Origin of the sequence: Roseinatronobacter sp. NSM (assembly GCF_052379845.1) — a bacterium.
In the GTDB taxonomy this organism is placed as follows: Bacteria; Pseudomonadota; Alphaproteobacteria; order Rhodobacterales; family Rhodobacteraceae; genus Roseinatronobacter.
The window spans coordinates 1-22,332 of the sequence record NZ_JBQTCF010000016.1; the positions used below are offsets into that span (position 1 = coordinate 1).

Consider the following 22,332-nt stretch of genomic DNA (forward strand, 5'->3'; position numbering starts at 1 on the left):
CTTCCGACACCGGCCTTTGTCAGCAGGCGACGAAAATCAGTGGCAAGCAGCAAATCACGAAATGTGCGTGCCGACGGCGAAAGGGTCCGTCCGGCCAGATAGGCAAGCCCAATGCGTCGGAACATCGCGGGGCGTTCAAGGGGGCGCACGACCAATCCCTTCGCGCCCAGCACAGGCAGGGTAAGTGATGGCAGCGCGGTCACGCCCAGGGCTTCTGCGACAAGCGCACCCGCTGTTGCAAGATGTGACACCTCGAAACGCGGTCGCAGGGTCAGGCCTTCATGCGCCATCGCAGAGTCGATAAGGGCGCGGACACTTGTGCCGGGCGACATGGCGATGAACGGCATAGAGACCAGCTCTTCCCAAGTGTAGCTTCTGACTTCGTCAAGGGGGCCACCCGCCCAGGCGACCGCCATGAAGGGTTCCTCCAGCAGAGGTTTGAACGCCAGCCGGTCAGAGGCCGTGACTGCGCCCGCCGTAAAGCCAAGATCGGCGCGCCGTTCCAGCAGGGCTGCGACAACGCCATCAGAAAGCGCGTCGAAAATCCGAACATCAACTTCGGGCCGGTCCGCAGCAAAGCGCGCGATGATTGACGGCAGTAATCCGGCGGTCACCGAGGGTAACCCGGCAAGTGTCAGTTGCCCGCGGCGCGCTGCCAGAAAAACGTCGAATTCGTCCAGTGCGGTTTCGGTTTCTGCAAGAATGCGCCCGCCCAGTTCCAGCAGTCGGTGGCCTTGCGGCGTCAATTCCACATTGCGCGTGTCGCGGTCAAACAACCGGACATCCAACTTAACCTCTATGCGGGCGATCAACCGGCTTAGGGCAGAACTGGACAGGCCCACGGCCTCGGCGGCGCTGCGGAAGTTCTTATACTCTGCCAGTCGGACAAAAGCCTGAAGTTCGAACAAGTCCAGATTGATGCGTTTCATGCACTGAATAATGATATACTTTCACTTCTATCACCAGTCCAAAATCGGCATGATCTGTGCCACGGCCTTTGGGAGGGGGCAGACGATCACACGGGGAGGGAGGCCCCGGAACCGTATTTCCCTTGAACCTGATTGCAAACGGACCCTGAATTCCGAATGCCGAAATTTCCGTGGTGCAGCGCAGTCGCGCAGCCTGAATATTATTCTATGACAGCAACCCAGGAGTGCTTCATGTCCCTTCGCAATATTCTACTTGGCGGTGCTGCCGTCTTCGCGCTGACATTGCCAACACAGGCGTCCGAAAGGCTTTTGATCGGGTCCACATCGGCGTCATCCAGCCATTACGGCTACTTTGTTGCCGTGGCCCAGCTTGTAAACGAGCGCGTTCCCGATGTGGAAACATCGGTTGTTGAAACTGGCGCCACCTTGGACAATCTGCGCCGCATTCAGCGCGGTCAGGTTGACTTGGGCCTTGTCACCACCAATGTTGCGCATCACGCGCTTGCGGGCACGAACGAGTTTGACGGGCAGCCTGTCGAAACCCAACTGCTGTGGGTTTACACAGCCGCGCCCCAAAATGTGGTTGTGCGCCAGGATGCGGGGGTTTCCAGCATGGCAGACCTGCAAGGCATGCGTTTCAACCCCGGTATCCGCGGTTCCGCAACCGAGCAGACATCCGAGGCGGTATTTGAAGCGCTTGGAATAGCGCCTGCACATGTGCGCGGGTCCACCACCGACGTGGTGGATATGATCAAGGACAATCGCGTGATTGGCTATGTGAAATCCGGCGCGGGCACACGGCTTGACGCCTCAACACTTGATATTGCGACATTCACATCCATCAACGTGCTCAGCCTGACCAACGAACAACAGCAGATCTTGCGCGCCGAAATGCCGGATATTTCTGTTGTCGATATTCCTGCAAGCCCGGATGATGGCATGCCCGCCTACACAACCTGGAGTTTCGGGGTGGGCGTCGCGGCCAGCCCCGACCTGAGCGAGGAAACCGCGTATCAGATCGTGCGCACCATCATGGAAGATGACACCGCACAAGCCAATGCAATGGCGGAATTGCGCGGCGCGAACCTTGCTGAACTGACAGTCACATATGGCACAATCCCGTTGCATCCGGGCGCATATCGCTGGTTCAGCGAGCAGGGCATAGATGTTCCCGCGCATTTGATGCCAGTGTCAGCGCAATAAGAAATGCCGGGCAAGGACCATGGAAGGGATTGTCATGCGTGAAACGCTTTCCAAGGGCCTTGCCCTGATCATTGGCTTTTTTGTTTTTTATACTGCCGCCACCGGGCCATTCGAAAGCCTGATCCAGCGCGCTTTGTTTGTCGGGCTTGTTGTCGCGCTTGGTTTGACGATCTACCCGCTTGGCGCAGGCAAATCGTGGCAGCGCATCGGGTTGGCAATTGATCTGGCCCTTGCCAGCGTAACAATTGCGGCCTGTGGCTATATTGTTGTGAACTACGATACGATAATGACATCTTTGCCATGGGCAACGGCGAGCGACAAATTCCTGACATTGGGTCTGGTGATCACGCTTTTGGAAATTGGCCGACGTGCGGTCGGGCTCATCTTTCCAGTCCTTGTTTTGACGGGGCTTGCCTATGCGTTGCTGGGTCATCATTTGCCCGGTGCGCTGGGGCATCGAGGCTTTGACGCGGATTTTGTGACCGAGACCATCTTTCTGGGTGATCTGGGGGTCTGGGGTATGTTGGTGGGCATTGCCTCCACTGTTATCGCCGCGTTTGTCCTGTTCGGGGCGCTGTTGCTGCATACTGGCGGGGGGCAGGCTTTCATGGATCTGGCCATGCGCCTTGGCGGCAAAAGTCCCGGTGGCGCGGCCAAGATTGCCACAATTTCATCTGGGTTGTTTGGTATGGTCAGCGGCAGTGCGGTTGCAAATGTCGCCACCACTGGCAATTTCACTATTCCGATGATGAAACGGCTTGGTTACCCCCGCCCCTTTGCTGCCGCAGTGGAGGCTGTGGCCTCTACCGGGGGGCAGATCGCGCCGCCCATCATGGGGGCCGCCGCTTTTGTGATGGCCGAGATCCTTGGCGTCAGCTACCTGACAGTGATGATTGCAGCAATTCTACCGGCGATGTTGTTCTATGTATCCGTGTTTGTCACCGTTCATATTACGGCCATTCGCCGCGGTCTGCGCATTGTGCCCGAACATGAACTGCCCGCATGGCGCGAGATTGTCGCGCCCAGACGCGTGCTGCCAATCATTGCCGCGCTTGGCCTTTTGTTCGCCGGAATCTTCCTTGGCAGGTCCATCGCCACAGCGGCATTTTGGGGCATCATGGGGCTACTGATTGCCTTCGTTGTAACGCGGGCGGGGCAAATGCCCTGGCGGGACATGGTGGCGCGCGTTCTGGACGGGTTTGGCGATGCGGGGCGCGGGTTGGTTATCATCGGGGTCTTGCTGGCAGGGGCGCAAATCCTTGTGTCCATGATCAACCTGACGGGAATAGGCGTGACGCTAAGTTCGATGATTGTCAGTCTTGCGGGGGACCGCACCTTTTTTGTCGCGCTGATTGTGGCGGGCGTTTGCCTGATTATGGGGATGGGCCTGCCAACAACTGCGGCCTATGTGCTGGTGGCGGCGGTCCTTGCGCCAGCGATGACAGCGGTGGGTGTGGACCCGCTGGCCGCGCATATGTTCGTGTTCTATTTCGCAACCTTATCAGTCATCACGCCGCCTGTTTGCGTCGCGGTTTTCGTGGGGGCGGGTATTGCCGGGACAAACTGGCTGCCAGCCGCCATAGAGGCCGTGCGCCTTGCCGCCGTCGTATATGTCGTGCCCTTTATGATCTTGCTGTATCCGGGCATGGTTGGTCAGGGCGGGGCGCTTGCCATTACTGAAGCCGCCATGTCCGGGCTGGTGCTTGTCATTGCGATCCCCGGTTTGCTAAGTGGTCAGCCACTTTTCGGGAACCGCTATGGTGATGCGCTGGCCTATCTGTTGGCCGTCGTGCTTGCGATTATGCCGCACTGGATTGGGCCGCCGCTGGCGCTTGGGGTGCTTGCTGTCGGGTTTTGGCAGCGCCGTGTGCACCTACGGCAAGTTCAGGCCGCCAATGCACAGGAAGGTTAGTATCATGAGAACGGTCCGAATTGGTGCAGGGGCTGGCTTTTCCGGGGATCGGATTGAACCGGCTGTTGACCTTGCAGAAAAAGGGGATCTGGACTTTCTTGTTTTTGAATGTCTGGCAGAACGCACAATCGCGCTTGCCCAACAGGCGTTGCTGCGTGATCCCAATGCCGGGTATGACCCCATGCTGGTTGCGCGGATGCGCGCAGTTCTGCCCGCCTGCCATAAGCATGGGGTGCGGATTATTACCAATATGGGCGCCGCCAACCCTTTTGCCGCAGCGCAAGCCGTGCGCGCAGTGGTGCAGGACCTTGGCCTTCATGGGATGCGGGTTGCCGCCATAAGCGGCGATGACGTGCTGGCAGAAGTCAAATCCGGCGATTACCGGCTGGATGAGACGGGCCAGCCTGTATCTGCGCTTGGCAGCAAGCTGATTTCGGCAAATGCCTATCTTGGCGCGGCCCCGATTGCGCAGGCGTTGGACAGGGGCGCCGATATTGTGATCACCGGCCGTGCCGCTGATCCTGCCCTTTTCCTTGGTCCGCTTGTGCATGCGTTCGGGTGGTCCATGAACGACTGGGGCCGCCTTGGGCGGGGCACGATTGTCGGCCATCTGCTGGAATGCGCTGGCCAGATAACGGGCGGCTATTTCGCAGACCCCGGTTACAAGGATATCCCCGATCTGGCACGCCTTGGTTTCCCCATCGGAGAGGTTGACGAGGACGGAAATATGACAGTGACCAAACTGCCCGGAACAGGGGGGGCGGTCACCCCGGCAACAGTGAAAGAACAGCTGTTGTATGAAATTCATGACCCCCGCCGATACCTTCAGCCTGATGTAATCGCAGATTTTTCCGGCGTCAGGATTGAAGAAACAGGCCCCGATACAGTCCGCGTGACGGGGGGGGATGGCTGCGCAAGAACCGGGCTTCTGAAAGTTTCGGTGGGCTATATCGATTCCTATGTCGGCGAGGGGCAGATTTCCTATGCAGGACCCGGCGCGATGGAGCGGGGGCGTCTGGCCATCGAAATTGTCGCGGAACGCCTGAAGATTACCGGTGTCCCCTGCGCAGAAACACGCGGCGAATTGATTGGCGTGGATTCCATCCTTGGCGCACGGCTTTCGGGCAATTGCACTGCACCGCGGGAAGTGCGCGTGCGCTTTGTTGGTCGGACAGATTGCCGCGCAGATGCCGAACGTGTCGGAAACGAAGTGGAATCGCTGTATCTTAACGGACCTGCGGGCGGCGGTGGTGCGGCAAAATCCACGCGTGAAATTGTTGGTATAGTGTCGACATTTGTGCCGGAAAACCGGGTCACCCCAAGCATTCACATTCAGGAGGCCTGACATGCGCTTGCGTGAAATTGCCCATTCCCGCACGGGGGACAAGGGCGATACGTCCAATATTTCGGTCATCGCGTTCGATCAGAAAGATTTTGCGCTGATTGCCCGCGAAGTGACCGCGGAACGTGTGCGCGAGCATTTCAAGGGTTTGGTCACCGGCGAGGTGCTGCGCTATGAGTTGCCCCAATTAGGCGCGCTGAATTTCGTTATGCGCGGCGCTTTGCGCGGCGGGGTGACCCGGTCCTTGGCGCTTGACGCCCATGGCAAATGCCTTGGCTCTGCGATACTGGACCTTGAAGTGCATGACGCAGCCGCAGAACACCTGACCGGGTAGAGTGCCGTTCTGACAGGCAAGGAGCCGGCCGAACACGACGCGCCTGGACGCCAAAAACAGCTTGATCAAGACGGATACTCTAAACAACTGGTTTCCGCGCGTCTGGCCGAAGAAGGGCGTGCTGTAGGCAACGCTGCCGATACTGAACCCCACACTGGTGCGTAAAATCGCAACTGCACTGGCCGGGGCGCAGCGGGTCTGGCGCGTGCGGTGCACAACAGTCACGCCCTTGCAGAATATGCCCGCAATACTTCTATCATTGACGCGCAAGGATGTTGCGCTTCTGGCGCATGACACGTTCCAGCGGGTGGAACAGCTGCATTTGTCGCCGGGTAAGCTTGGAGTGATGCCCCTGCATGGGGTCACCACTTAAGACGGCTGCGTGCAACGTGGCAGGCACGACACGGGTTTACAAGACCCCCTCGACAATCACGACATGTGCCGCGCTGCCCCCGACGCGGCGCAGTCTTGCGGCTGTGTATTCCGGGCTGTGGTAACAGGCGCGCGCATCGGCCAAGCTGGGGAATTCTATGATGACATGCCTTTCGAAGCGGGGGCCTTCCAAGGTTTCGGCATCCCCGCCACGCGCCAAGAAGCGCGCGCCAAATCTTGCAAATGCGGCAGGGGCCAGCGCCTGATAATCTGAATAGGCGACCGGGTCATGCACAGTAACATGCGCGATCCAATATGCAGTCATTCTTTCTGCTCCAGTGCGTGATGCGCGATTTCTGCGGCGTCGCGCAGGTGGTTTTGCACAGCGCTGCGCGCTGCGTCCGGGTCATGTGCGCAGATCGCGTGATAGATGCGCTGCATATGCGCATAGCCAGAGATGCTTCGGCCCTTCGCGCCAAGCGTAATCGCGCGCAACCGGGAAATACGCCCGTTCAGACGCTGCACAATTTCCCACGCGACCTGTTGGCCGGCCGATGTGAAGATCACTTCGTAGAAATGTGTCGTGGCGTCCAGCAATGTTTGGGGATGTGCGCTGTCATATGCGCTGCGCAGCTGCGCAAGTGCCGCTGTCAGTTCGGCGATCAAATCTGGCGTTGCAGACTTGGCGCAGGCGGCGGCGGCGTCTGCCTCCAGCAAGGCGCGGATGTTGTAGATCTGTGCAGCAACAGGCCAGTTCAGCGTTGCAACGACCGGGCCGCTGCGCGGCTGGGTCTCGACCAGCCCTTCGGCTTCAAGCACGCGGATCGCCTCGCGGATGACAGAGCGCGACACACCAAGCTGGTCGCATAATGTCCGTTCCACCAGTCGTGCCCCACTGGCGAAATGGCCGGAAATGACCGCTTTTCGTAGCCGCTCGACGGCCAGTTCACGCAATGTCGTGGCCGCGAAGTCGATTCTTAGATCAGTGTGTTCTGGCGCGCTCATATGATTTTTCTACGCAGTGTTTGGCAATGTTGCAAGAAATGTTTGACAGATGGTCATATGGTATACCAACATACCAGCAGAGAGAAGGAGCTTTGGATGCCGGCACTGATTCGCAAAACCCTTACATTCGTTGAAACCACGTTCATTGAAGGCGGCAAGGCCGCGCCAGTGCCGCTGACCTTGATTGGCGCGGCAGCAGTCATTCGCAACCCATGGGCCGGGCAGGGCTTTGTCGAAGATCTGAAGCCCGCAATTCACGATGCTGCACCCGGTCTTGGCGAATTGCTGACGGGCATGATCCTTGACGCGGCGGGCGGGGCCGAAAAGGTTGAAGCCTATGGCAAAGCCGCAATCGTCGGATTGGAGGGCGAAGTTGAACACGCAAGCGCGCTGATCCACACCTTGCGCTTTGGCAATCACTACCGTCAGGCGCTGGGCGCGAAAACCTATCTTGCGTTCACCAATATTCGGGGCGCGGCGAATACCCCCGTCATGATCCCGCTGATGGACAAGCATGATGAAGGGCGGCGGTCGCATTACCTTACGGTGCATTTCGCCATCCCGGATGCGCCTGCCGCAGATGAGATTGTGGTCGCGCTTGGCGCATCAACCGGGGGGCGGCCCCATCACCGTATCGGCGACCGCTATCAGGATCTAAGGGATTTGGGCCATGATCTCAACAATCCTGCATCTATCTGAAGGACTGGCCGTCCGCGCCTTGGTGGCCGGGCAGGGAACCCCGGTCTTGTTGATACATGGCGTGGGCCTATGCGCCGAAGCCTGGGCGCCGCAATTCGATGCTTTCGCTGCCGATCACCGTGTGATTGCCGTGGATATGCCGGGCCATGGCGCAAGTGACCGCTTGCCCGGAACGCCGGTTCTGGCTGATTTCGTGGCGTGGGCCGCGCAGGTGATCATGGCGCTGGATTGCGGCCCCGTTGCAGTCGTCGGCCATTCCATGGGCGCATTGATTGCAACAGGGCTTGCAGTCGAGCATCCCCAGCTGGTGTCCTGTGCAGCCCTTCTGAACCCGGTCTATCAGCGAAGCGCAGCGGCCCGCGCGGCCGTTATGGAACGGGCGGCGCAAATTGCAGCAGCAGATTTCGACCCGGAAGCGCCGCTTGATCGCTGGTTTGACCCCGAAGAAGGGGAACTGCGCATGCTGACCAGTCAATGGCTGCGTCAGAACAGCCCCGAAGGATACGGGGCCGCCTACCGTGCCTTTGCCGCAGGTGACAGCGTGTATGCAGGCCGCATCGCGCAGATCAGTTGCCCGCTTCTTGCGCTGACAGGGGCAAATGACCTGAACTCTACGCCCGCAATGGCCACGGCTTTGGCAGATGCCGCGCCTTTCGGGCGTGCCGTGATCATAGATGGGCACCGTCACATGGTGCATTTGACCGCACCTGATGTGGTTTCGCAAGAATTGCGCAATTGGCTTGTCCCTGCGGAGGTATCGTCATGAGTGGCAACGCCCCTGACCCGCGTGCCTTGCGCGATGCTTTCGGTTGCTTCATGACAGGGGTAACTGTCGTCACGACGCTGGACATGCAGGGCAACCCGCTTGGCTTCACCGCCAATTCATTCGCCTCGGTCTCGCTTGATCCGCCGCTGTTGTCTGTATCGATTGCGAACAGGTCTGCAAATCTTGCGCAGTTCACCCAAGGCAATGGCTTCGCGGTCAATATCCTTGCAGAAGATCAGAAAGACATTTCTGCCACATTCGCGCGCCAGATGAATGACCGCTTTGCCGAAGTTTTCTGGCGGCGCGGACCGGTTGGGTCGCCCTTGATTGGCGGGGTTGCGGCGTGGTTTGACTGCAGCTTGCATGCGGCCATTCCAGCAGGTGACCACACAATTCTGATTGGACAGATCGGGGGCTTTGCCGCGACCCCGGCGCCGGGGCTGGGGTATTACCGGGGCGGGTATATTACCCCCGCGACCACTGCAGATGAAATGCCCACTGGCCCTGATGTGGTGATCTCGGCGATTTTTCAAGCAGGGGAATGCGTGCTTATGGTCGATGATGGACGGGGCGGGGTGACGGTGCCTATGGTGCGGGTCGGGCGCGCAGGCATGCAAGACAGTCTTGCCACGTTGATGCGCACGCATGGGATCACGGCAGAACCGGGACAGATTTATGCCATCTATGAAGACAGTGGCACAGGCACGCAACATATAGCCTTGCGTTGCCCGACTGCGGACATGGCGGCGCAGAAGGGAAAATTCGTCCCCCTCTCGTCCGAGGGCGACACGGAAATCACCGATCCTGCGTTGCGCAAGATGCTGGCGCGACTCGCAAGCGAGGCGCGGCTGGGGCGCTACGGGATTTATTTCGGAAACCAACAAGACGGCCGTGTAAGCGCGGTCACACAGGCAGGTGCTGCATGAAATTCTCTTTGTTTATCCACATGGAGCGGGTCAGCGCGCAGGACGATCAGAAGCGTCTTTATGACGAAATGATCGAACTGTGTCACATCGCTGACGAAGGTGGCATGCACGCCATCTGGACAGGCGAGCATCATGGAATGAATTTTACCATCGCGCCCAATCCCCTTCTTAATCTGGTTGATATCGCCAGGCGCACCAGCCGCGTCAGGCTTGGCACGGGCACTGTGATCGCGCCCTTCTGGCACCCGATCCGCCTGGCGGGCGAGGCCGCGATGGCCGACATCATCACCGATGGCCGTCTGGAACTTGGCATTGCGCGCGGGGCCTACAGCTATGAATATGAGCGCCTGATGCCGGGGCTGGATGCATGGGGCGCGGGTGGCCGGTTGCGCGAACTGGTCCCCGCCATCAAGGCGCTGTGGCAGGGCGATTACGCCCATCAGGGCGAATATTGGCAGTTTCCTTCCACAACCGCCTCGCCCAAGCCGTTGCAACAGCCCGGCCCACCGATCTGGGTTGCCGCACGCGACCCCAGCAGCCATGATTTTGCCGTGGCCAATGGGTGCAACGTGCAGGTAACACCCTTGCATATGGGCGATGAGGAAGTGGTCAGCCTGATGGCGCGTTTCAACGCGGCCTGTGCGGCCCACCCGCAGGTGCCACGGCCAAAGATCATGGTCTTGCGTCATGCCTATGTCGCTGACAGCGAAGCCGATGCCGACCGCGCCGCTGACGAGATTAACAGGTTTTACTGTTATTTCGGTGCATGGTTCAAGAATGAGCGCCCCGTGTCGCAGGGATTGATCGAAACACTCAGCGATGCAGAAATTGCCGCGCACCCTTTCTATTCGGCGCAGGCGATGCGCCGCAACCAGATCATCGGGCAGGCCAGCGAAGTGATAGAGCGACTGAAAACCTATGAAGCGCTTGGCTATGACGAATTCAGCTTCTGGATTGACACAGGAATGAGTTTCGAGCGCAAGAAAGCCTCACTCGAGCGGTTGATCCGTGATGTCATGCCGGCTTTTGTATGATGGCAGCAGGTATGCAGGTCTTTCAGCACTACATTGATGGCGCATTCGAGTCCGGGTCATGCCAGAGCGGCAGCCTTGATCCTGCAACCGGGGCGGCATGGGCCTTGATCCCGATGGCCAAAGCCGCTGATGTTCAGCGCGCTGTTGCGGCCGCAGACCGCGCTTTTCGACTGGGAGAGTGGCCGCGTCTGACCGCCAGCGCCCGTGGCAAGTTGCTGTTGAAGCTTGCTGATCTGGTCGAGGCTGAAGCCCAGACGCTGGCAGAAATAGAGACCCGCGACACTGGCAAGATCATCCGTGAAACCCGCGCACAGATTGCCTATGTCGCGGAATATTACCGCTATTATGCGGGTCTTGCCGACAAGATAGAAGGTGCGCATCTGCCCATCGACAAGCCGGATATGGAAGTTTGGCTGCGGCGCGAACCCGTCGGCGTGGTTGCGGCCATCGTGCCATGGAACAGCCAGCTTTTCCTTTCTGCGGTCAAACTTGGGCCTGCACTTGCGGCGGGCTGCACTGTGGTTCTGAAGGCATCGGAAGACGCCCCCGCACCCTTGCTGCATTTTGCGCGCCTTGTGCAGGCGGCCGGGTTTCCTGCGGGTGTTGTCAATATCCTGACAGGCGGCCCCGCAACAGGGCAAGCGCTGTGCGCGCATCCAAAAGTTGCGCATATCGCGTTTACCGGCGGCCCCGAGACAGCGCGCCATATCGTGCGCGCAAGCGCTGAAAACCTGTCGCGCACGTCTTTGGAACTCGGCGGGAAGTCGCCTTTCATCGTGTTTGATGACGCCGATCTGGACAGCGCCGTGAATGCGCAGGTTGCGGGTATTTTTGCTGCCTCGGGGCAAAGCTGCGTTGCCGGGTCGCGGTTGCTGGTTCAGGCCAGCATCAAGCAGGATTTTCTTGCACGTCTGGGCGCGCGCGCGCAGTCGGTCAAGATGGGTGCGCCGGACCGCATGGATACCGAAATCGGCCCCCTTTGCACGGACCGCCAGCGCGGACGCATCCTTGATCTGATCGCACGCTCTACAGCTATGGGCGCGCGGCTGGTGGCTGGCGGCGAAGTGCCTGAGGGGCCGGGCTACTATTTCCCGCCAACAATCCTTGATTGCACGGCAGCCCCCGATGCGCCCTGCCTGCGCGAAGAATTCTTTGGCCCTGTCCTGTCGGTCCAGACCTTCACCGACGAGGCAGAGGCGCTGCACTTGGCCAATGATACCGCCTATGGGCTGGCTTCCGGCGTGTTTACGAATTCGCTGACGCGCGCACATCGGATGATCCGTGGCATCCGCGCCGGGATTGTCTGGGTGAACACATATCGCGCGGTGTCCCCCCTTGCGCCCTTTGGCGGGCATGGCCTGTCGGGCCATGGCCGCGAAGGCGGTCTGGCGGCGGCGCTGGATTACACCACTGTAAAAACTGTCTGGCTGCGCACGTCTGACGCGCCGATCCCTGATCCCTTTATCATGCGCTGACCTTACCCCTCAACCTTTCGGAGACCTGCCATGCATCGCACGCTACTTGTCCTCGCGGCCACAACCTGCCTCGCCCCTGTGGCGCAGGCACAAACGATCGTCTTTTCATCCTGGGGCGGCACCACACAGGATGCACAAACCGAATTCTGGGCCGCACCCTTTACAGCGGCGACCAATATCAATGTCGTGCAGGATGGCCCCACCAATTACGGACGCATCCGCGCGATGGTCGAGGCAAACTCGGTCGAATGGGATGTGGTCGATGTGGAATTCGACTATGCCCTTCAGGCCGGGGCACAAGGACTGCTGGAACCGCTTGATTTCTCGATCATTGACCGCGACGCACTCGATCCCCGGTTCATCTCGGATTATGCAGTAGGGTCGTTCTACTATTCGTTCGTGCTGGGCTGGAATCCTGCGGCTTTTGGCGCGAACGCACCTGCGACGATGGCAGATCTGTTCGATACGGACGCCTTTCCCGGCAAGCGCACCTTCTACAAATGGGCCGCGCCCGGCGTGATCGAGGCCGCTTTGCTGGCGGATGGGGTTGGGCCGGAAGACCTGTATCCGCTGGACCTGGACCGCGCCTTTGCCAAGCTTGACACCATCAAATCCGACATCATCTGGTGGGAAGGGGGCGCGCAGTCGCAGCAACTTCTGGCATCGGGCGAAGCCCCCTTCGGTTTGTTCTGGAACGGAAGGCTGGCCGCACTTCAGGCGGATGGTTTGCCCATCGGTATAAGCTGGGAAAACAACATCACTGCGGCTGATGCGCTGGTCGTGCCAAAAGGGACACGCAACCTTGACGCCGCGATGCAATTCATCGCGGCCGCGACGGGTGCGCAGGCACAGGCGGATTTCGCCACCGCGACGGGCTATGCACCTATCAATCTTGGATCGGCTGACCTGATGGACCCTGCAATCCGTGCCACCCTGCCAGATGCGCAAACAGGCACACAGGTCAATGCAGATATGGCCTATTGGGCCGAACACCGCGACGAGATTGGCAACCGCTGGTATTCCTGGCAAGCACAATAGCCATAACGGCTGATCCCGGCCCCTTCGCGGGCCGGGGCCTATGTTACAGGGAGCTGGACATGATTTCCGCCATTGTCGCTGCCAGACGCAGATCGGGGCTAAAGCTAGGTTTGCCCGCGGTTGTGTTGCTGATCGGCTTCTTTGTGTTGCCCGTGGTGCTGCTGTTGACCCGTTCGGTCACAGAACCGGAACTGGGGCTGCAGAATTACCGCGCCCTTCTGGGAAATTCGACTTATGCGCGGGTTTTCTTCAATACCTTCCTTGTGTCTGGTCTGGTCACGCTGATCACACTTCTGGTCGCCTTTCCTGTTGCGTGGGCGTTGGCAATCATGCCGCGGTTTTGGGCCGCGATTGTCTTTGCCATTATTTTGTTGTCGATGTGGACCAACCTGCTTGCGCGGAGTTATGCTTGGATGGTGCTGTTGCAGCAAACCGGGCTGATAAACCGGGCCCTGCTGGCGATCGGTCTGATTGAACGTCCCTTGCAACTGACCAACAACCTGATCGGGGTCACCATCGGGATGGTTTATATCATGCTGCCTTTCATGATCCTGCCGTTGCTGGGGGTGATCCGCAAGATTGACCCGGCAATCCTGCAGGCGGCGGCGTTGTGCGGTGCAAGCAAATGGCAGGCCCTTCGGCATGTGCTGCTGCCCCTTGCCGCGCCCGGTATTGCGTCGGGGGCGTTGATGGTTTTCGTCATGTCGCTTGGGTATTACATCACGCCAGCGCTTCTTGGTGGGACGGCCAACATGATGCTGGCCGAACTGATTGCGCAACAGGTGCAAAGCCTTGTGAATTGGGGGATGGGGGGCGCTGCGGCTTTCGTGTTGCTGGTTGTGACCCTGTGCCTTTATGCGTTGCAACTGCGCTATCTCGAACCGAAGGGGGCGCGCTGATGCTACTGGACTTCGACAAACTTGGCGCGTGGCGCTGGGGGCTATACGCGATTACGCTTTTGCTAAGCCTGTTCCTGCTTTTGCCGATCATCTTTATCGTCGCGCTGTCGTTCGGGGACTCTCGCTGGTTGATTTTCCCGCCACCGGGCTGGACGCTGCGTTGGTATCAAGACCTGTTTGCAGACCCGCGCTGGATCATGTCGGCGCTGGTTTCTGCCAAAATCGGTGTGATTGTCATGATTGCGTCGGTTGTGCTGGGGTTTCTGGCCTCGCTTGCTTTGGTGCGGGGCGAATTTCGCGGTCGCGCGGTTCTGCGCGCCTTTTTCCTGACGCCGATGGTGCTGCCGGTCATCATTCTGGCTGTGGCGCTTTATGCCTTCTTTCTGCGGCTGGGGATCAATGGAACATTGCTGGGCTTCGTGTTGGCACATCTGATCGTGGCGCTTCCGTTTTCGATCATCACGATTTCATCAGCCCTGGAAACTTTCGATCCCGCGATAGAGGATGCGGCCATCCTGTGCGGCGCAAGCCCGTGGGAAGCGCGCTTGCGCGTTACGGTGCCGGGCATCAGCCATGGGCTCTTCTCTGCGGCCGTCTTTTCCTTCCTGATTTCCTGGGATGAAGTGGTGCTTGCCATCTTCATGGCCTCGCCCACCCTGCAGACATTGCCGGTTCGCATCTGGACAACCCTGCGGCAGGACCTGACGCCGGTAATAGCTGCGGCCTCCTCGTTGTTGGTTGGCCTGACCATCCTTCTGATGATTCTTGTCGTCCTGATCCGCAAAGGCACGAAACGATGACAACGCCCTTTTTGCACATCCATGGAATCCGCAAGGTTTTCGGGCCGGTTGTGGCCACCGAGCATGTTGATCTGACCATCGGGGAAGGTGAGTTCATGACCTTTCTTGGTCCCTCCGGCTCTGGAAAATCGACCACGCTTTATATTCTGGCGGGATTTCAGGACCCGACGGCAGGGGACATCCTGCTACGGGGCCGCTCTATCCTGTCCACGCCATCCCACAAACGCAATATCGGCATGGTATTTCAACGGTATACGCTTTTCCCGCATCTTAGCGTGGGCGAGAATGTCGCCTTTCCTTTGCGCATCCGGCGGATGGGACAGGCCGACATCGCCGAGAAGGTTCAGCGCGCCCTTAAACTGGTGCGGCTTGACGGGTTCGAGGATCGCATGCCTGCGAAAATGTCCGGCGGTCAACAGCAGCGTGTCGCGCTTGCGCGCGCGCTTGTCTATGATCCGCCAGTATTGCTGATGGATGAGCCCCTATCTGCGCTGGACAAGAAGCTGCGGGAAGAAATCCAGCACGAAATCCGACGTATTCATCAGGAAACAGGTGTAACGATCCTGTATGTTACCCATGATCAGGAAGAAGCTTTGCGCCTGTCCGACAGGATCGCAATTTTCAATCAGGGAAAGATTGAGCAGGTCGGAACCGGGCCTGAACTATATGCCCATCCTGCCACGCATTTTGTGGCCGAGTTTATCGGCGATAGTGCCTTTCTTAGTGGAACATTGACAGATATCACCGATAATCGGGCTGGATTGTCCTTTGCGGATGGCAGCATTGTCCGCAATATTCCCCTGCATGCAAAAGGGCAGGTGGGCAAGCGGGCCGAACTTATGTTGCGGCCTGAACGCATTGCCCTGTCTGCGGTCAAGGGGCCAGAATGCGCAACGCTGCCCGTAACAATTGAAAACCTGACATTCCTTGGCAATGCCACCACTGTGACTGCGCGCACAGGCTGGGGCGAAACCCTTACAGTGCGCCTGAACTTCGGCCATCCCATGACAGATCGCATTTCGCGTGGCGACACGCTTTATGTCACTTGGGAACCTGACGCAGCGCATGCTTTCGTGAAAGCTTGAAATGCTCCAGTTGCAGGATCCCTCACTATTGGAAACCCGCGCCTTCATCGGCGGGGCGTGGATTGCGCGCGATACGCAAATTGATGTGCGCAATCCTGTGTCAGGGCGTGTCATTGCGCAGGTGTCAGATTGCGCTGCAGCTGACGCCACCCTTGCGATTGATCTGGCATATGCCGCCCAGCCCGTCTGGGCTGCCCTAACGGCAGGGGAACGCGCGGATTTCCTGCGCCGCTGGCATGATCTGGTTGTGCAAAATGCCGATGACCTTGCCCTTATTCTGACAGCGGAAATGGGCAAGCCTTTGGCGGAAGCCCGCAGTGAAATACTGTATGGTGCTGGCTATATCGCGTGGTATGCCGAGGAGGCGCGCCGCATTTATGGCGAGATACTGCCCCCCCACCGTTCAGATATGCGCCTGCTTGTGTTGCGCCAGCCCGTTGGGGTTGTGGGGGCGATTACCCCTTGGAATTTTCCCAACGCAATGATTGCACGCAAACTGGCCCCTGCCTTGGCTGCGGGCTGCGCAGTGGTCGCAAAGCCCGCAGCAGAGACGCCGCTTTCATCGCTGGCGCTTGGTATGTTGGCAATGCGCGCGGGCCTGCCTGCGGGCGTGCTGTCGATCCTGCCATCAACCGATGCACAGGGGATTGGTCAGGAATTCTGTCAAAACCCGAAGCTGCGCAAGATCAGTTTCACTGGATCAACGAATGTCGGGCGTATCCTGATGGCGCAAGCGGCAGGGCAGATCAAAAAGCTTTCGCTGGAACTTGGCGGAAACGCCCCCTTTATCGTTTTTGACGATGCCGATCTGGACGCCGCTGTGCAAGGCTGCATCCAGTCAAAATTTCGCAATGCCGGGCAGACCTGCGTTTGCACGAACCGCATCTATGTTCAGGACAGTATCCATGATGCCTTCGTGAACAAGCTGGTCACGGCTGTTAAAAAACTGCGTACAGGCGATGTGCCCGATTATGAAATAGGGCCGCTTATATCTGAAGCGGCCATTGCCAAAGTGCAGGCCCATGTCGCTGATGCCTGTGCGAAAGGTGCACAGCTTCGCTGCGGTGGCACGCGCCTTGAGGGTCAGTTTTTCGCGCCAACTGTGCTGACCGAAATGACCGGATTGATGGACATGTCTTCGCAGGAAAGTTTCGGACCATTGGCCGCAGTCTTCCGGTTTTCGACCGAGAAAGAAGTCGTGGCCGCGTCCAATGACACGGAGTTTGGCCTTGCGTCCTATGTCTACACCAAGGACATGAACCGGATATGGCGGATGATGGAAGCGCTGGAGCATGGCATGGTGGGTGTGAATACGGGCCTGATCTCGACGGAAGTGGCCCCTTTTGGCGGGATCAAGCAATCGGGATTGGGACGCGAAGGCAGCCGACATGGAATTGAGGATTATGTCGACCTGAAATATGCGTGCATGCGGATTGATCCCCAATAGTCCGTGCGTGATGCTTTAACCAAGGGGGGGGCTGATGTTTCGCCCCAGTATGTGATGGTCTGTGGCCCTCAGCGGGACGCACTGCCAGACATACCCTTCACGCCCGGTGCCACCGCCGCGGATGAGGTGGACATTCAATCATGAATGTTCAACCCTAAAGGTCGCCATTGCGCAAGGTATCTGGTCCCATCCGCCCCGGAGCGAAAGGAAAAGTGCCCGTGTTTCAGTTTGTGAAGCAACATATAATTATAAGCGTGGCGTTTGCTGCGGCGCTGGCGCTGACCCTTTTCTTCACTGTCAGACTTACCGTCTCGACGATTATATGGTCGGACCCGGACCGTTACGAACAGCCGATCGCGGGCTGGATGACCCCGCGCTATGTGTCCAGATCGTGGGGCGTTGAACTGGAGGTTGTCGCACAGGTCCTGCAGATCGAAATGGACCGCGCCGCGCGGCAAATGACAATCGAGGAAATCGCCGCCGCGCAGGGGCGTGGGCTTGACACACTGATACTGGAGCTTGACACCGCACTTGTGGCTGTTCGGGGCGGCACTGATGACTGAAACGCTGTTTGGTTATGTGTCGACATATGGTCTGCCGGTCGTTGCCATTTCGGCGTTTCTGTCCTGCCTTGCCGTGCCCATTCCGACCTTTGCCGTCATGTTGTCGGCCGGGGCGTTCGCGGCGTCGGGTGATTTGGTGCTTTGGCAAGTTCTGGTATGCGCCTATCTTGCCGCGATTGCCGGGGACCATTCGGGGTTTCAGATTGGTCGCTGGGGCGGTCAGGCCGTGATTGGCGCGCTGGAAACGTCGCCGTCAAGGGCAGCCATGATTGCCAAGGCTGAAACCTCGGTCGACAGGTGGGGCGGGACAGGCGTTTTCTTCTCAACCTGGCTTTTTGCGCATCTGGGGCCGTGGGTGAACCTTGCGGCGGGTGCAGCGGGCATGCCGCGGATCCGCTTCTTTTTGTGGGATGCCGCCGGCGAGGCTATTTGGGTCACGGGGTATGTGTTGCTTGGCTTCTTGTTTGGTTCGCGCCTTCCTGAACTGGTGGATCTGGTTGGGGACTGGGCCGGGCTGATATCCTCGGCTGGTGTGACTGTTGCGCTTGGCATCATCCTGATGCGCGCCCTCATCCGGCGCCAGCGCTTGCGCTGATACCCAAAAAGCGGCTCTATGCGCAGATCAGCGTTTTGACTTGTCGACATCCAGACCAAGCAGGTGATCCAGCGACAGCCGCCCCGGCCCCTGCGCAACAACCACCAAAAGGGCGGCCACCCACAGCCCATGTGTGATCCATGCATCCGGAAACACAAAGACCTGGATCACGGCGGTCATAATCAGCAACCCCAGCGCCGAAAACCGTGCAAACACCCCCAATATCAGCAGGATCGGCAATATATGCTCTGCGACTGTCGCCAACACAGCGGCGCGGGTAGGCGGGATCAGGGGCAGCGCATAGACATGCTCGAACAGGAAATAGGTTGAATCCTTGATCGAAAAGCCATCAACCTTGGTGCGTGCGGATTGCCAGAAGACAATGGCAGGAAATACCCGCGCAGCAACGGCGACCACATCATGCGGCAGATAACCCCCCAGCGCGTTTATCTGCGCGATGATATCACGGCTGCGCGCAGCGATGCGATGCTTGGGTGTTGCCTGTATAGAATGGGTCATGCGGGAACTCCTGTATCTATGTCTATGATCAGCCCGTGACGTAGCAATAAGGTCAGGGCTGGGGTCGGGTCGGCGTTGTCAGCGGCCCTGCCAAGGGGCGTGCCGTTCAATAGCGCTGCGAGCACAGAAAATGTTTCCGGTTCAATGCGCGCAACGATGACGGTGAAATCTGGTTGCCGCGCGATCAGCGCATGGTCCGGGCCGGACAGAAGCGGGACACGCGCAGCGCCAGGCTGATGGGCTTGCCAGATTTGCACAGCCGGAAAAAACGACGTGAACAAAGCAACAGACGGGTGCAGGATGAACCGCAATGCGTCAAGTTCCGCAACCGCAAGCGCGTCCGGGGCAACCGGCGCTGCATCCGCGGCATGGCAGGCGCGGCCACGGGCGTATTCCAGCCGTGCAACATCGCCAATAAAGGGCAGATGCGCGACTGGCGGGAAGCCATCCAGAAACCCCGCAAAGCTATTGCCCCAGCGCAACATGACAGGGTCTTGGGGCGGGGACTGGGCGATATAGGCGCGCGCCATCGCCGTAAAGAAAGTGGCCCCGACAAGCTGTTCGATCACGGGAAAACGCGCGGCCAGGGCGCGGGTCAGGCTATGCTGGACATTGTTGCGATAGACCTTGAAGCGCTGCGCAACCTCGCTTGCATCAGGCGCGGTGATCCCGGCAGGCGCATCAAGCCCCCAAAGGGCGTCATGAAAGGCGGCTTCTATGCGGGCATGGGGCAGGTCATGCGGCACAGGGCTTCCCCCTTTTGACATGTGCAAGAACGGTATCGGCGCGGGCAGCCTCGCGCAGCAGCACCGAAAACGCGGGCACGTCAGTATCCCATTCTATCAGTGTCGGCAGCGGGCCGGTCTGTTCCAGCACATGCGCGTAAAGCGCCCACACAGGGTCAGCAACCGGCGCGCCATGGCTGTCGATCAGCAGCGGGCCTGAAGGCAATTCTTCGGTATCATGCCCGGCCAGATGAATTTCACCCACGGCCGCCAGCGGGAAAGCCGCCAGATAGGTGCGCGCGTCAAATCGGTGGTTGGTGGCCGACACAAAGACATTGTTGATGTCCAGTAGCAGTCCGCAGCCGGTGCGGCGGGTAATTTCGGTCAGAAAATCCGTCTCGGACCATGTGGACTGCTCGAATGTGACATAGGTAGCCGGGTTTTCCAGCAGCATCTGGCAGCCAAGCCTGTCCTGCACCTGATTGATATGGGCGCAGATCGTGGCCAGTGTTTCGTGGGTATAGGGCAAGGGCAGCAGGTCATTCAGCCACGCGGCCCCGTGGCTGGACCATGCCAGATGTTCGGAAAAACTGGCAGGCTGATAGCGGTCTATCAGTTTCCGCAACCTGTCAAGATGGGCAAGGTTCAGCCCCCCCGCGCCACCGATGGAAAGCCCGACACCGTGAATCGATAGCTCGTGATCTGCCCGCAAGGCGGTTAGCATGGCATGCGGCGCGCCACCATCGCCCATGTAATTCTCGGCATGGACTTCAAAAAAGCCCACTGCGCCGGGGTGCGCCATGATGCTATGAAAATGCTCCGGCTTGAAGCCAAGCCCGGTTGTGCGCGGAAGTTGGGTCATGCGGCGCTCCTAAAAAATGACAGGGGTGCGGGACCAGGCCCCGCACCCCGAACGCAGTTCACGCGGGGGGCAGGTCACGATCCAGTTCTTCCAGCGACCCCATGCGCGCTGTGCCATCGGCCATAGCGGGCAATTCGATGTCAGTGCAGGTGCCTGCTGCAACCAATGTCCAGGCGTTGCCTTGATAATCGACAGTTGATGTGCCCGAGCAGGTGGTGCCGGGGCCAGCGGCGCAGTCATTCGCACCAGCAAGCGAAATGCCAAAGCATTTTTCCATGTTGGCGGATTGCGCCTGTGCGTGACCGCCCGCAAGCGTCAGTGCAGTGGCCAGCGACGCGGCAAGCGAAAGCGTGTTGGTTTTGGGTGTCATGAAATCAAACTCCTGTTGAAGGGGGCATCAGCGCTGTCCCACATGGCGTTACGCGACAGGTTGCGGTCGCGTTACGTCGATCACGCGGACGTTACCATGCGGACTGAAAATAAGTGTTCCTGAAAAAGCGAAGGGCGTTCTATGTAACAAACACCCAGCGCAAACCGAAAAGAGGACTGAAAGCTTGGCAGATCCTGATGCCCTGGAGGACCTCATGCGCGCGGCAAATCGCGGCGACTCTGTCGCATATCAGCGCCTGTTTACAGCAATCACGCCAGTTTTGCGCAAGGTCGTGCGCGCCCGTGGGGCGACGTTGGGGCAGGCGGGGTGTGAAGATGTGTTGCAAGATGTGCTGCTGGCAATCCACCGCAAGCGCCATACATGGCGCGAGGACGCCCCCTTGCGGCCATGGCTTTATGCCATTGCACGGCACAAGGTAATTGATGCGTTTCGGGCGCGCGGCAGACATGTCGAACTGTCCATTGATGACTTTGCCGAGGGGCTGCCTGCGGCTGCGGGCCCAGACCCGATGGACGGGCGCGACATGGAAAAGGTGCTTGGACAGCTGGACCCACGCGCCGCAGAGATTGTCCGCGCTTTCGGCCTGAACGGAGAGACGACCGCCGAGACGGCGGCGCGGCTGGACATGACCGAGGGCGCTGTGCGCGTGGCCCTGCACCGGGCGCTGAAAACCATTGCCCGGCTGCGCGAAAGGATGATCGAATGAAAACCGAAGACCTTATTGCCGCGCTATCGGCAGACACCTTGCCGCAGAAAACAGTGGGACAACAACTTGCGCGGGCGCTGCCTGTGGCCATGGGAATATCCATTGCCGCCTTTGTGGCATTCTGGGGGCCACGGCCAGATATATGGACGGCAATGGGGTCTGTGGCTGTGTTGAAAACACTCCTGCCGCTGGGCCTTGTTGTTATGGCGGCGGGGCTGGCGTTGTCGCTGACACATCCGGGCATGCGGCATCGCGTCCGCGGTGCAGCGCTTGGGCTGTTTGTCGTGGTGGTGCTGTGTGGCTTTGGTGCGGCCCTGTTGAACGCGGGCCTTGCAGGGCTGGTGATGGCATTGTCCACGCCCAGTCTTGTAACATGTCTGTTGTCGATCCCGGCCCTTGGGGTGCCGATTCTGCTGGCGGTGTTATGGGCACTGTCATCGGGTGCCGCGTTGCGACCCCGGCTGACGGGGGCCGTGGCAGGGGTGGTTGCAGGTGGTCTGGCGGCATCGGTGTATTCGCTTTATTGCGACAAGGACATGATCCTGTTTGTCGTGCCTGCGTATTTTGCCGCAATCGCATTCATTGCGGCCATTGGCGCCCTTCTTGGTCCGCGCGTGCTGAAATGGTAGGCCTTTGCGCCCGCTGCGACAGCGGGGGGGGGGGCGTGCAAATAGCGGCCCGTTCACAGCCCCCCCGCGCAAGCGC

At 59.2% G+C, this 22,332-nt stretch carries 26 protein-coding genes; 19 read left to right on the forward strand and 7 right to left on the reverse strand.

All coding sequences use genetic code 11. The features are described 5' to 3' along the window. The coding region (locus tag ACTZWY_RS10150; RefSeq protein WP_444790591.1) for a LysR family transcriptional regulator at window positions 1-929 on the reverse strand (929 nt) is incomplete at its 3' end. A gap of 231 nt (window positions 930-1,160) precedes the next feature. Here ACTZWY_RS10150 and ACTZWY_RS10155 point away from each other — a divergent pair. The 5 genes from ACTZWY_RS10155 to ACTZWY_RS10175 all read left to right on the forward strand — a co-directional run bounded on the left by ACTZWY_RS10155 (window position 1,161) and on the right by ACTZWY_RS10175 (window position 6,093). Further along, the gene (locus ACTZWY_RS10155) at window positions 1,161-2,132 is read left to right on the forward strand and encodes a TAXI family TRAP transporter solute-binding subunit (RefSeq protein WP_444790592.1); all 972 of its coding nucleotides are present in this window, start codon (window positions 1,161-1,163) and stop codon (window positions 2,130-2,132) included. A 34-nt stretch (window positions 2,133-2,166) separates the two neighbouring features. Continuing rightward, complete coding sequence (locus tag ACTZWY_RS10160; RefSeq protein ID WP_444790593.1) at window positions 2,167-4,044, forward strand: TRAP transporter permease; 1,878 nt, start codon at window positions 2,167-2,169, stop codon at window positions 4,042-4,044. A gap of 4 nt (window positions 4,045-4,048) precedes the next feature. Further along, entirely contained in the window at window positions 4,049-5,389 is a 1,341-nt protein-coding gene (locus tag ACTZWY_RS10165) for an acyclic terpene utilization AtuA family protein (protein ID WP_444790594.1), read from the forward strand. Window position 5,390: 1 nt separating this feature from the next. After that, window positions 5,391-5,720: an AtuA-related protein gene (locus ACTZWY_RS10170; RefSeq protein WP_444790595.1), complete on the forward strand. Its 330-nt coding sequence runs from the start codon at window positions 5,391-5,393 to the stop codon at window positions 5,718-5,720. Between the two features lie 157 nt (window positions 5,721-5,877). Continuing rightward, window positions 5,878-6,093: a hypothetical protein gene (locus ACTZWY_RS10175; protein WP_444790596.1), complete on the forward strand. Its 216-nt coding sequence runs from the start codon at window positions 5,878-5,880 to the stop codon at window positions 6,091-6,093. A 36-nt stretch (window positions 6,094-6,129) separates the two neighbouring features. Here the strand turns inward: ACTZWY_RS10175 and ACTZWY_RS10180 are convergent, their stop codons facing one another. Together ACTZWY_RS10180 and ACTZWY_RS10185 are read right to left on the reverse strand one after the other, a co-directional pair. Next, on the reverse strand, window positions 6,130-6,417 hold the full coding sequence (locus ACTZWY_RS10180) for a DUF1330 domain-containing protein (RefSeq protein ID WP_444790597.1): 288 nt from the start codon (window positions 6,415-6,417) through the stop codon (window positions 6,130-6,132). Beyond that, complete coding sequence (locus ACTZWY_RS10185) at window positions 6,414-7,097, reverse strand: GntR family transcriptional regulator (RefSeq protein WP_444790598.1); 684 nt, start codon at window positions 7,095-7,097, stop codon at window positions 6,414-6,416. Before ACTZWY_RS10185 ends, ACTZWY_RS10180 begins: the two co-directional genes overlap by 4 nt. A 96-nt stretch (window positions 7,098-7,193) precedes the next feature. Between ACTZWY_RS10185 and ACTZWY_RS10190 the strand changes: the two genes are divergently transcribed. The 12 genes from ACTZWY_RS10190 (at window position 7,194) to ACTZWY_RS10245 (ending at window position 18,424) form a co-directional block, all read left to right on the forward strand. Continuing rightward, window positions 7,194-7,796, forward strand: a complete 603-nt coding sequence (locus ACTZWY_RS10190) for an amino acid synthesis family protein (RefSeq protein ID WP_444790599.1) — start codon at window positions 7,194-7,196, stop codon at window positions 7,794-7,796. After that, a complete protein-coding gene (locus tag ACTZWY_RS10195) occupies window positions 7,768-8,562 on the forward strand; it encodes an alpha/beta fold hydrolase (RefSeq protein WP_444790600.1) in 795 nt (264 codons plus the stop codon). Before ACTZWY_RS10190 ends, ACTZWY_RS10195 begins: the two co-directional genes overlap by 29 nt. After that, window positions 8,559-9,488: a flavin reductase family protein gene (locus ACTZWY_RS10200; protein WP_444790601.1), complete on the forward strand. Its 930-nt coding sequence runs from the start codon at window positions 8,559-8,561 to the stop codon at window positions 9,486-9,488. Before ACTZWY_RS10195 ends, ACTZWY_RS10200 begins: the two co-directional genes overlap by 4 nt. Beyond that, complete coding sequence (locus ACTZWY_RS10205) at window positions 9,485-10,522, forward strand: LLM class flavin-dependent oxidoreductase (RefSeq protein WP_444790602.1); 1,038 nt, start codon at window positions 9,485-9,487, stop codon at window positions 10,520-10,522. The genes ACTZWY_RS10200 and ACTZWY_RS10205 overlap by 4 nt, the downstream gene beginning before the upstream one ends. A gap of 11 nt (window positions 10,523-10,533) precedes the next feature. Beyond that, window positions 10,534-11,997 (forward strand): aldehyde dehydrogenase, encoded by a 1,464-nt coding sequence (locus tag ACTZWY_RS10210; RefSeq protein ID WP_444790603.1) that lies wholly within the window; start codon window positions 10,534-10,536, stop codon window positions 11,995-11,997. A 30-nt stretch (window positions 11,998-12,027) separates the two neighbouring features. Then, window positions 12,028-13,035: an ABC transporter substrate-binding protein gene (locus tag ACTZWY_RS10215; RefSeq protein WP_444790604.1), complete on the forward strand. Its 1,008-nt coding sequence runs from the start codon at window positions 12,028-12,030 to the stop codon at window positions 13,033-13,035. Between the two features lie 59 nt (window positions 13,036-13,094). Continuing rightward, window positions 13,095-13,934 carry an ABC transporter permease gene (locus ACTZWY_RS10220; RefSeq protein ID WP_444790605.1) on the forward strand — a complete coding sequence of 280 codons (840 nt, stop codon included), beginning with the start codon at window positions 13,095-13,097 and terminating at the stop codon, window positions 13,932-13,934. After that, on the forward strand, window positions 13,934-14,734 hold the full coding sequence (locus ACTZWY_RS10225) for an ABC transporter permease (RefSeq protein ID WP_444790606.1): 801 nt from the start codon (window positions 13,934-13,936) through the stop codon (window positions 14,732-14,734). The genes ACTZWY_RS10220 and ACTZWY_RS10225 overlap by 1 nt, the downstream gene beginning before the upstream one ends. Continuing rightward, entirely contained in the window at window positions 14,731-15,819 is a 1,089-nt protein-coding gene (locus ACTZWY_RS10230) for an ABC transporter ATP-binding protein (RefSeq protein ID WP_444790607.1), read from the forward strand. Before ACTZWY_RS10225 ends, ACTZWY_RS10230 begins: the two co-directional genes overlap by 4 nt. Window position 15,820: 1 nt before the next feature. Then, on the forward strand, window positions 15,821-17,266 hold the full coding sequence (locus ACTZWY_RS10235; protein WP_444790608.1) for an NAD-dependent succinate-semialdehyde dehydrogenase: 1,446 nt from the start codon (window positions 15,821-15,823) through the stop codon (window positions 17,264-17,266). A 218-nt stretch (window positions 17,267-17,484) separates the two neighbouring features. Then, window positions 17,485-17,829, forward strand: a complete 345-nt coding sequence (locus ACTZWY_RS10240; RefSeq protein WP_444790609.1) for a hypothetical protein — start codon at window positions 17,485-17,487, stop codon at window positions 17,827-17,829. Further along, window positions 17,822-18,424, forward strand: a complete 603-nt coding sequence (locus ACTZWY_RS10245) for a DedA family protein (protein WP_444790610.1) — start codon at window positions 17,822-17,824, stop codon at window positions 18,422-18,424. Before ACTZWY_RS10240 ends, ACTZWY_RS10245 begins: the two co-directional genes overlap by 8 nt. A gap of 27 nt (window positions 18,425-18,451) precedes the next feature. On the opposite strand, the gene ACTZWY_RS10250 is transcribed toward ACTZWY_RS10245, so the two are convergent. Genes ACTZWY_RS10250 through ACTZWY_RS10265 form a run of 4 tightly spaced genes read right to left on the reverse strand, consistent with a single transcriptional unit; the run spans window position 18,452 to window position 20,900 of the window. After that, window positions 18,452-18,943, reverse strand: coding sequence for a DoxX family protein (locus tag ACTZWY_RS10250; RefSeq protein WP_444790611.1), 492 nt, complete (start codon window positions 18,941-18,943; stop codon window positions 18,452-18,454). Continuing rightward, window positions 18,940-19,689, reverse strand: coding sequence for an HvfC/BufC family peptide modification chaperone (locus ACTZWY_RS10255; protein WP_444790612.1), 750 nt, complete (start codon window positions 19,687-19,689; stop codon window positions 18,940-18,942). Before ACTZWY_RS10255 ends, ACTZWY_RS10250 begins: the two co-directional genes overlap by 4 nt. Then, the gene (bufB, locus tag ACTZWY_RS10260) at window positions 19,679-20,530 is read right to left on the reverse strand and encodes an MNIO family bufferin maturase (protein ID WP_444790613.1); all 852 of its coding nucleotides are present in this window, start codon (window positions 20,528-20,530) and stop codon (window positions 19,679-19,681) included. The genes ACTZWY_RS10255 and bufB overlap by 11 nt, the downstream gene beginning before the upstream one ends. A gap of 58 nt (window positions 20,531-20,588) precedes the next feature. Continuing rightward, window positions 20,589-20,900, reverse strand: coding sequence for a BufA1 family periplasmic bufferin-type metallophore (locus ACTZWY_RS10265; protein WP_444790614.1), 312 nt, complete (start codon window positions 20,898-20,900; stop codon window positions 20,589-20,591). Between the two features lie 184 nt (window positions 20,901-21,084). Between ACTZWY_RS10265 and ACTZWY_RS10270 the strand changes: the two genes are divergently transcribed. Further along, a complete protein-coding gene (locus ACTZWY_RS10270; protein ID WP_444790615.1) occupies window positions 21,085-21,627 on the forward strand; it encodes a sigma-70 family RNA polymerase sigma factor in 543 nt (180 codons plus the stop codon). Further along, window positions 21,624-22,256, forward strand: a complete 633-nt coding sequence (locus ACTZWY_RS10275) for an NrsF family protein (RefSeq protein ID WP_444790616.1) — start codon at window positions 21,624-21,626, stop codon at window positions 22,254-22,256. The genes ACTZWY_RS10270 and ACTZWY_RS10275 overlap by 4 nt, the downstream gene beginning before the upstream one ends. The last annotated feature ends 76 nt before the right edge of the window (window positions 22,257-22,332 follow it).

Bases quoted from the DNA above. Each gene is read 5' to 3' on its own strand.
- ACTZWY_RS10155 (WP_444790592.1), top strand. From the start codon at position 1,161: ATGTCCCTTCGCAATATTCTACTTGGCGGTGCTGCCGTCTTCGCGCTG.
- ACTZWY_RS10160 (WP_444790593.1), top strand. From the start codon at position 2,167: ATGCGTGAAACGCTTTCCAAGGGCCTTGCCCTGATCATTGGCTTTTTT.
- ACTZWY_RS10165 (WP_444790594.1), top strand. From the start codon at position 4,049: ATGAGAACGGTCCGAATTGGTGCAGGGGCTGGCTTTTCCGGGGATCGG.
- ACTZWY_RS10170 (WP_444790595.1), top strand. From the start codon at position 5,391: ATGCGCTTGCGTGAAATTGCCCATTCCCGCACGGGGGACAAGGGCGAT.
- ACTZWY_RS10180 (WP_444790597.1), bottom strand. From the start codon at position 6,417: ATGACTGCATATTGGATCGCGCATGTTACTGTGCATGACCCGGTCGCC.
- ACTZWY_RS10185 (WP_444790598.1), bottom strand. From the start codon at position 7,097: ATGAGCGCGCCAGAACACACTGATCTAAGAATCGACTTCGCGGCCACG.
- ACTZWY_RS10190 (WP_444790599.1), top strand. From the start codon at position 7,194: ATGCCGGCACTGATTCGCAAAACCCTTACATTCGTTGAAACCACGTTC.
- ACTZWY_RS10195 (WP_444790600.1), top strand. From the start codon at position 7,768: ATGATCTCAACAATCCTGCATCTATCTGAAGGACTGGCCGTCCGCGCC.
- ACTZWY_RS10200 (WP_444790601.1), top strand. From the start codon at position 8,559: ATGAGTGGCAACGCCCCTGACCCGCGTGCCTTGCGCGATGCTTTCGGT.
- ACTZWY_RS10205 (WP_444790602.1), top strand. From the start codon at position 9,485: ATGAAATTCTCTTTGTTTATCCACATGGAGCGGGTCAGCGCGCAGGAC.
- ACTZWY_RS10210 (WP_444790603.1), top strand. From the start codon at position 10,534: ATGCAGGTCTTTCAGCACTACATTGATGGCGCATTCGAGTCCGGGTCA.
- ACTZWY_RS10215 (WP_444790604.1), top strand. From the start codon at position 12,028: ATGCATCGCACGCTACTTGTCCTCGCGGCCACAACCTGCCTCGCCCCT.
- ACTZWY_RS10220 (WP_444790605.1), top strand. From the start codon at position 13,095: ATGATTTCCGCCATTGTCGCTGCCAGACGCAGATCGGGGCTAAAGCTA.
- ACTZWY_RS10225 (WP_444790606.1), top strand. From the start codon at position 13,934: ATGCTACTGGACTTCGACAAACTTGGCGCGTGGCGCTGGGGGCTATAC.
- ACTZWY_RS10230 (WP_444790607.1), top strand. From the start codon at position 14,731: ATGACAACGCCCTTTTTGCACATCCATGGAATCCGCAAGGTTTTCGGG.
- ACTZWY_RS10235 (WP_444790608.1), top strand. From the start codon at position 15,821: ATGCTCCAGTTGCAGGATCCCTCACTATTGGAAACCCGCGCCTTCATC.
- ACTZWY_RS10245 (WP_444790610.1), top strand. From the start codon at position 17,822: ATGACTGAAACGCTGTTTGGTTATGTGTCGACATATGGTCTGCCGGTC.
- ACTZWY_RS10250 (WP_444790611.1), bottom strand. From the start codon at position 18,943: ATGACCCATTCTATACAGGCAACACCCAAGCATCGCATCGCTGCGCGC.
- bufB (WP_444790613.1), bottom strand. From the start codon at position 20,530: ATGACCCAACTTCCGCGCACAACCGGGCTTGGCTTCAAGCCGGAGCAT.
- ACTZWY_RS10265 (WP_444790614.1), bottom strand. From the start codon at position 20,900: ATGACACCCAAAACCAACACGCTTTCGCTTGCCGCGTCGCTGGCCACT.
- ACTZWY_RS10275 (WP_444790616.1), top strand. From the start codon at position 21,624: ATGAAAACCGAAGACCTTATTGCCGCGCTATCGGCAGACACCTTGCCG.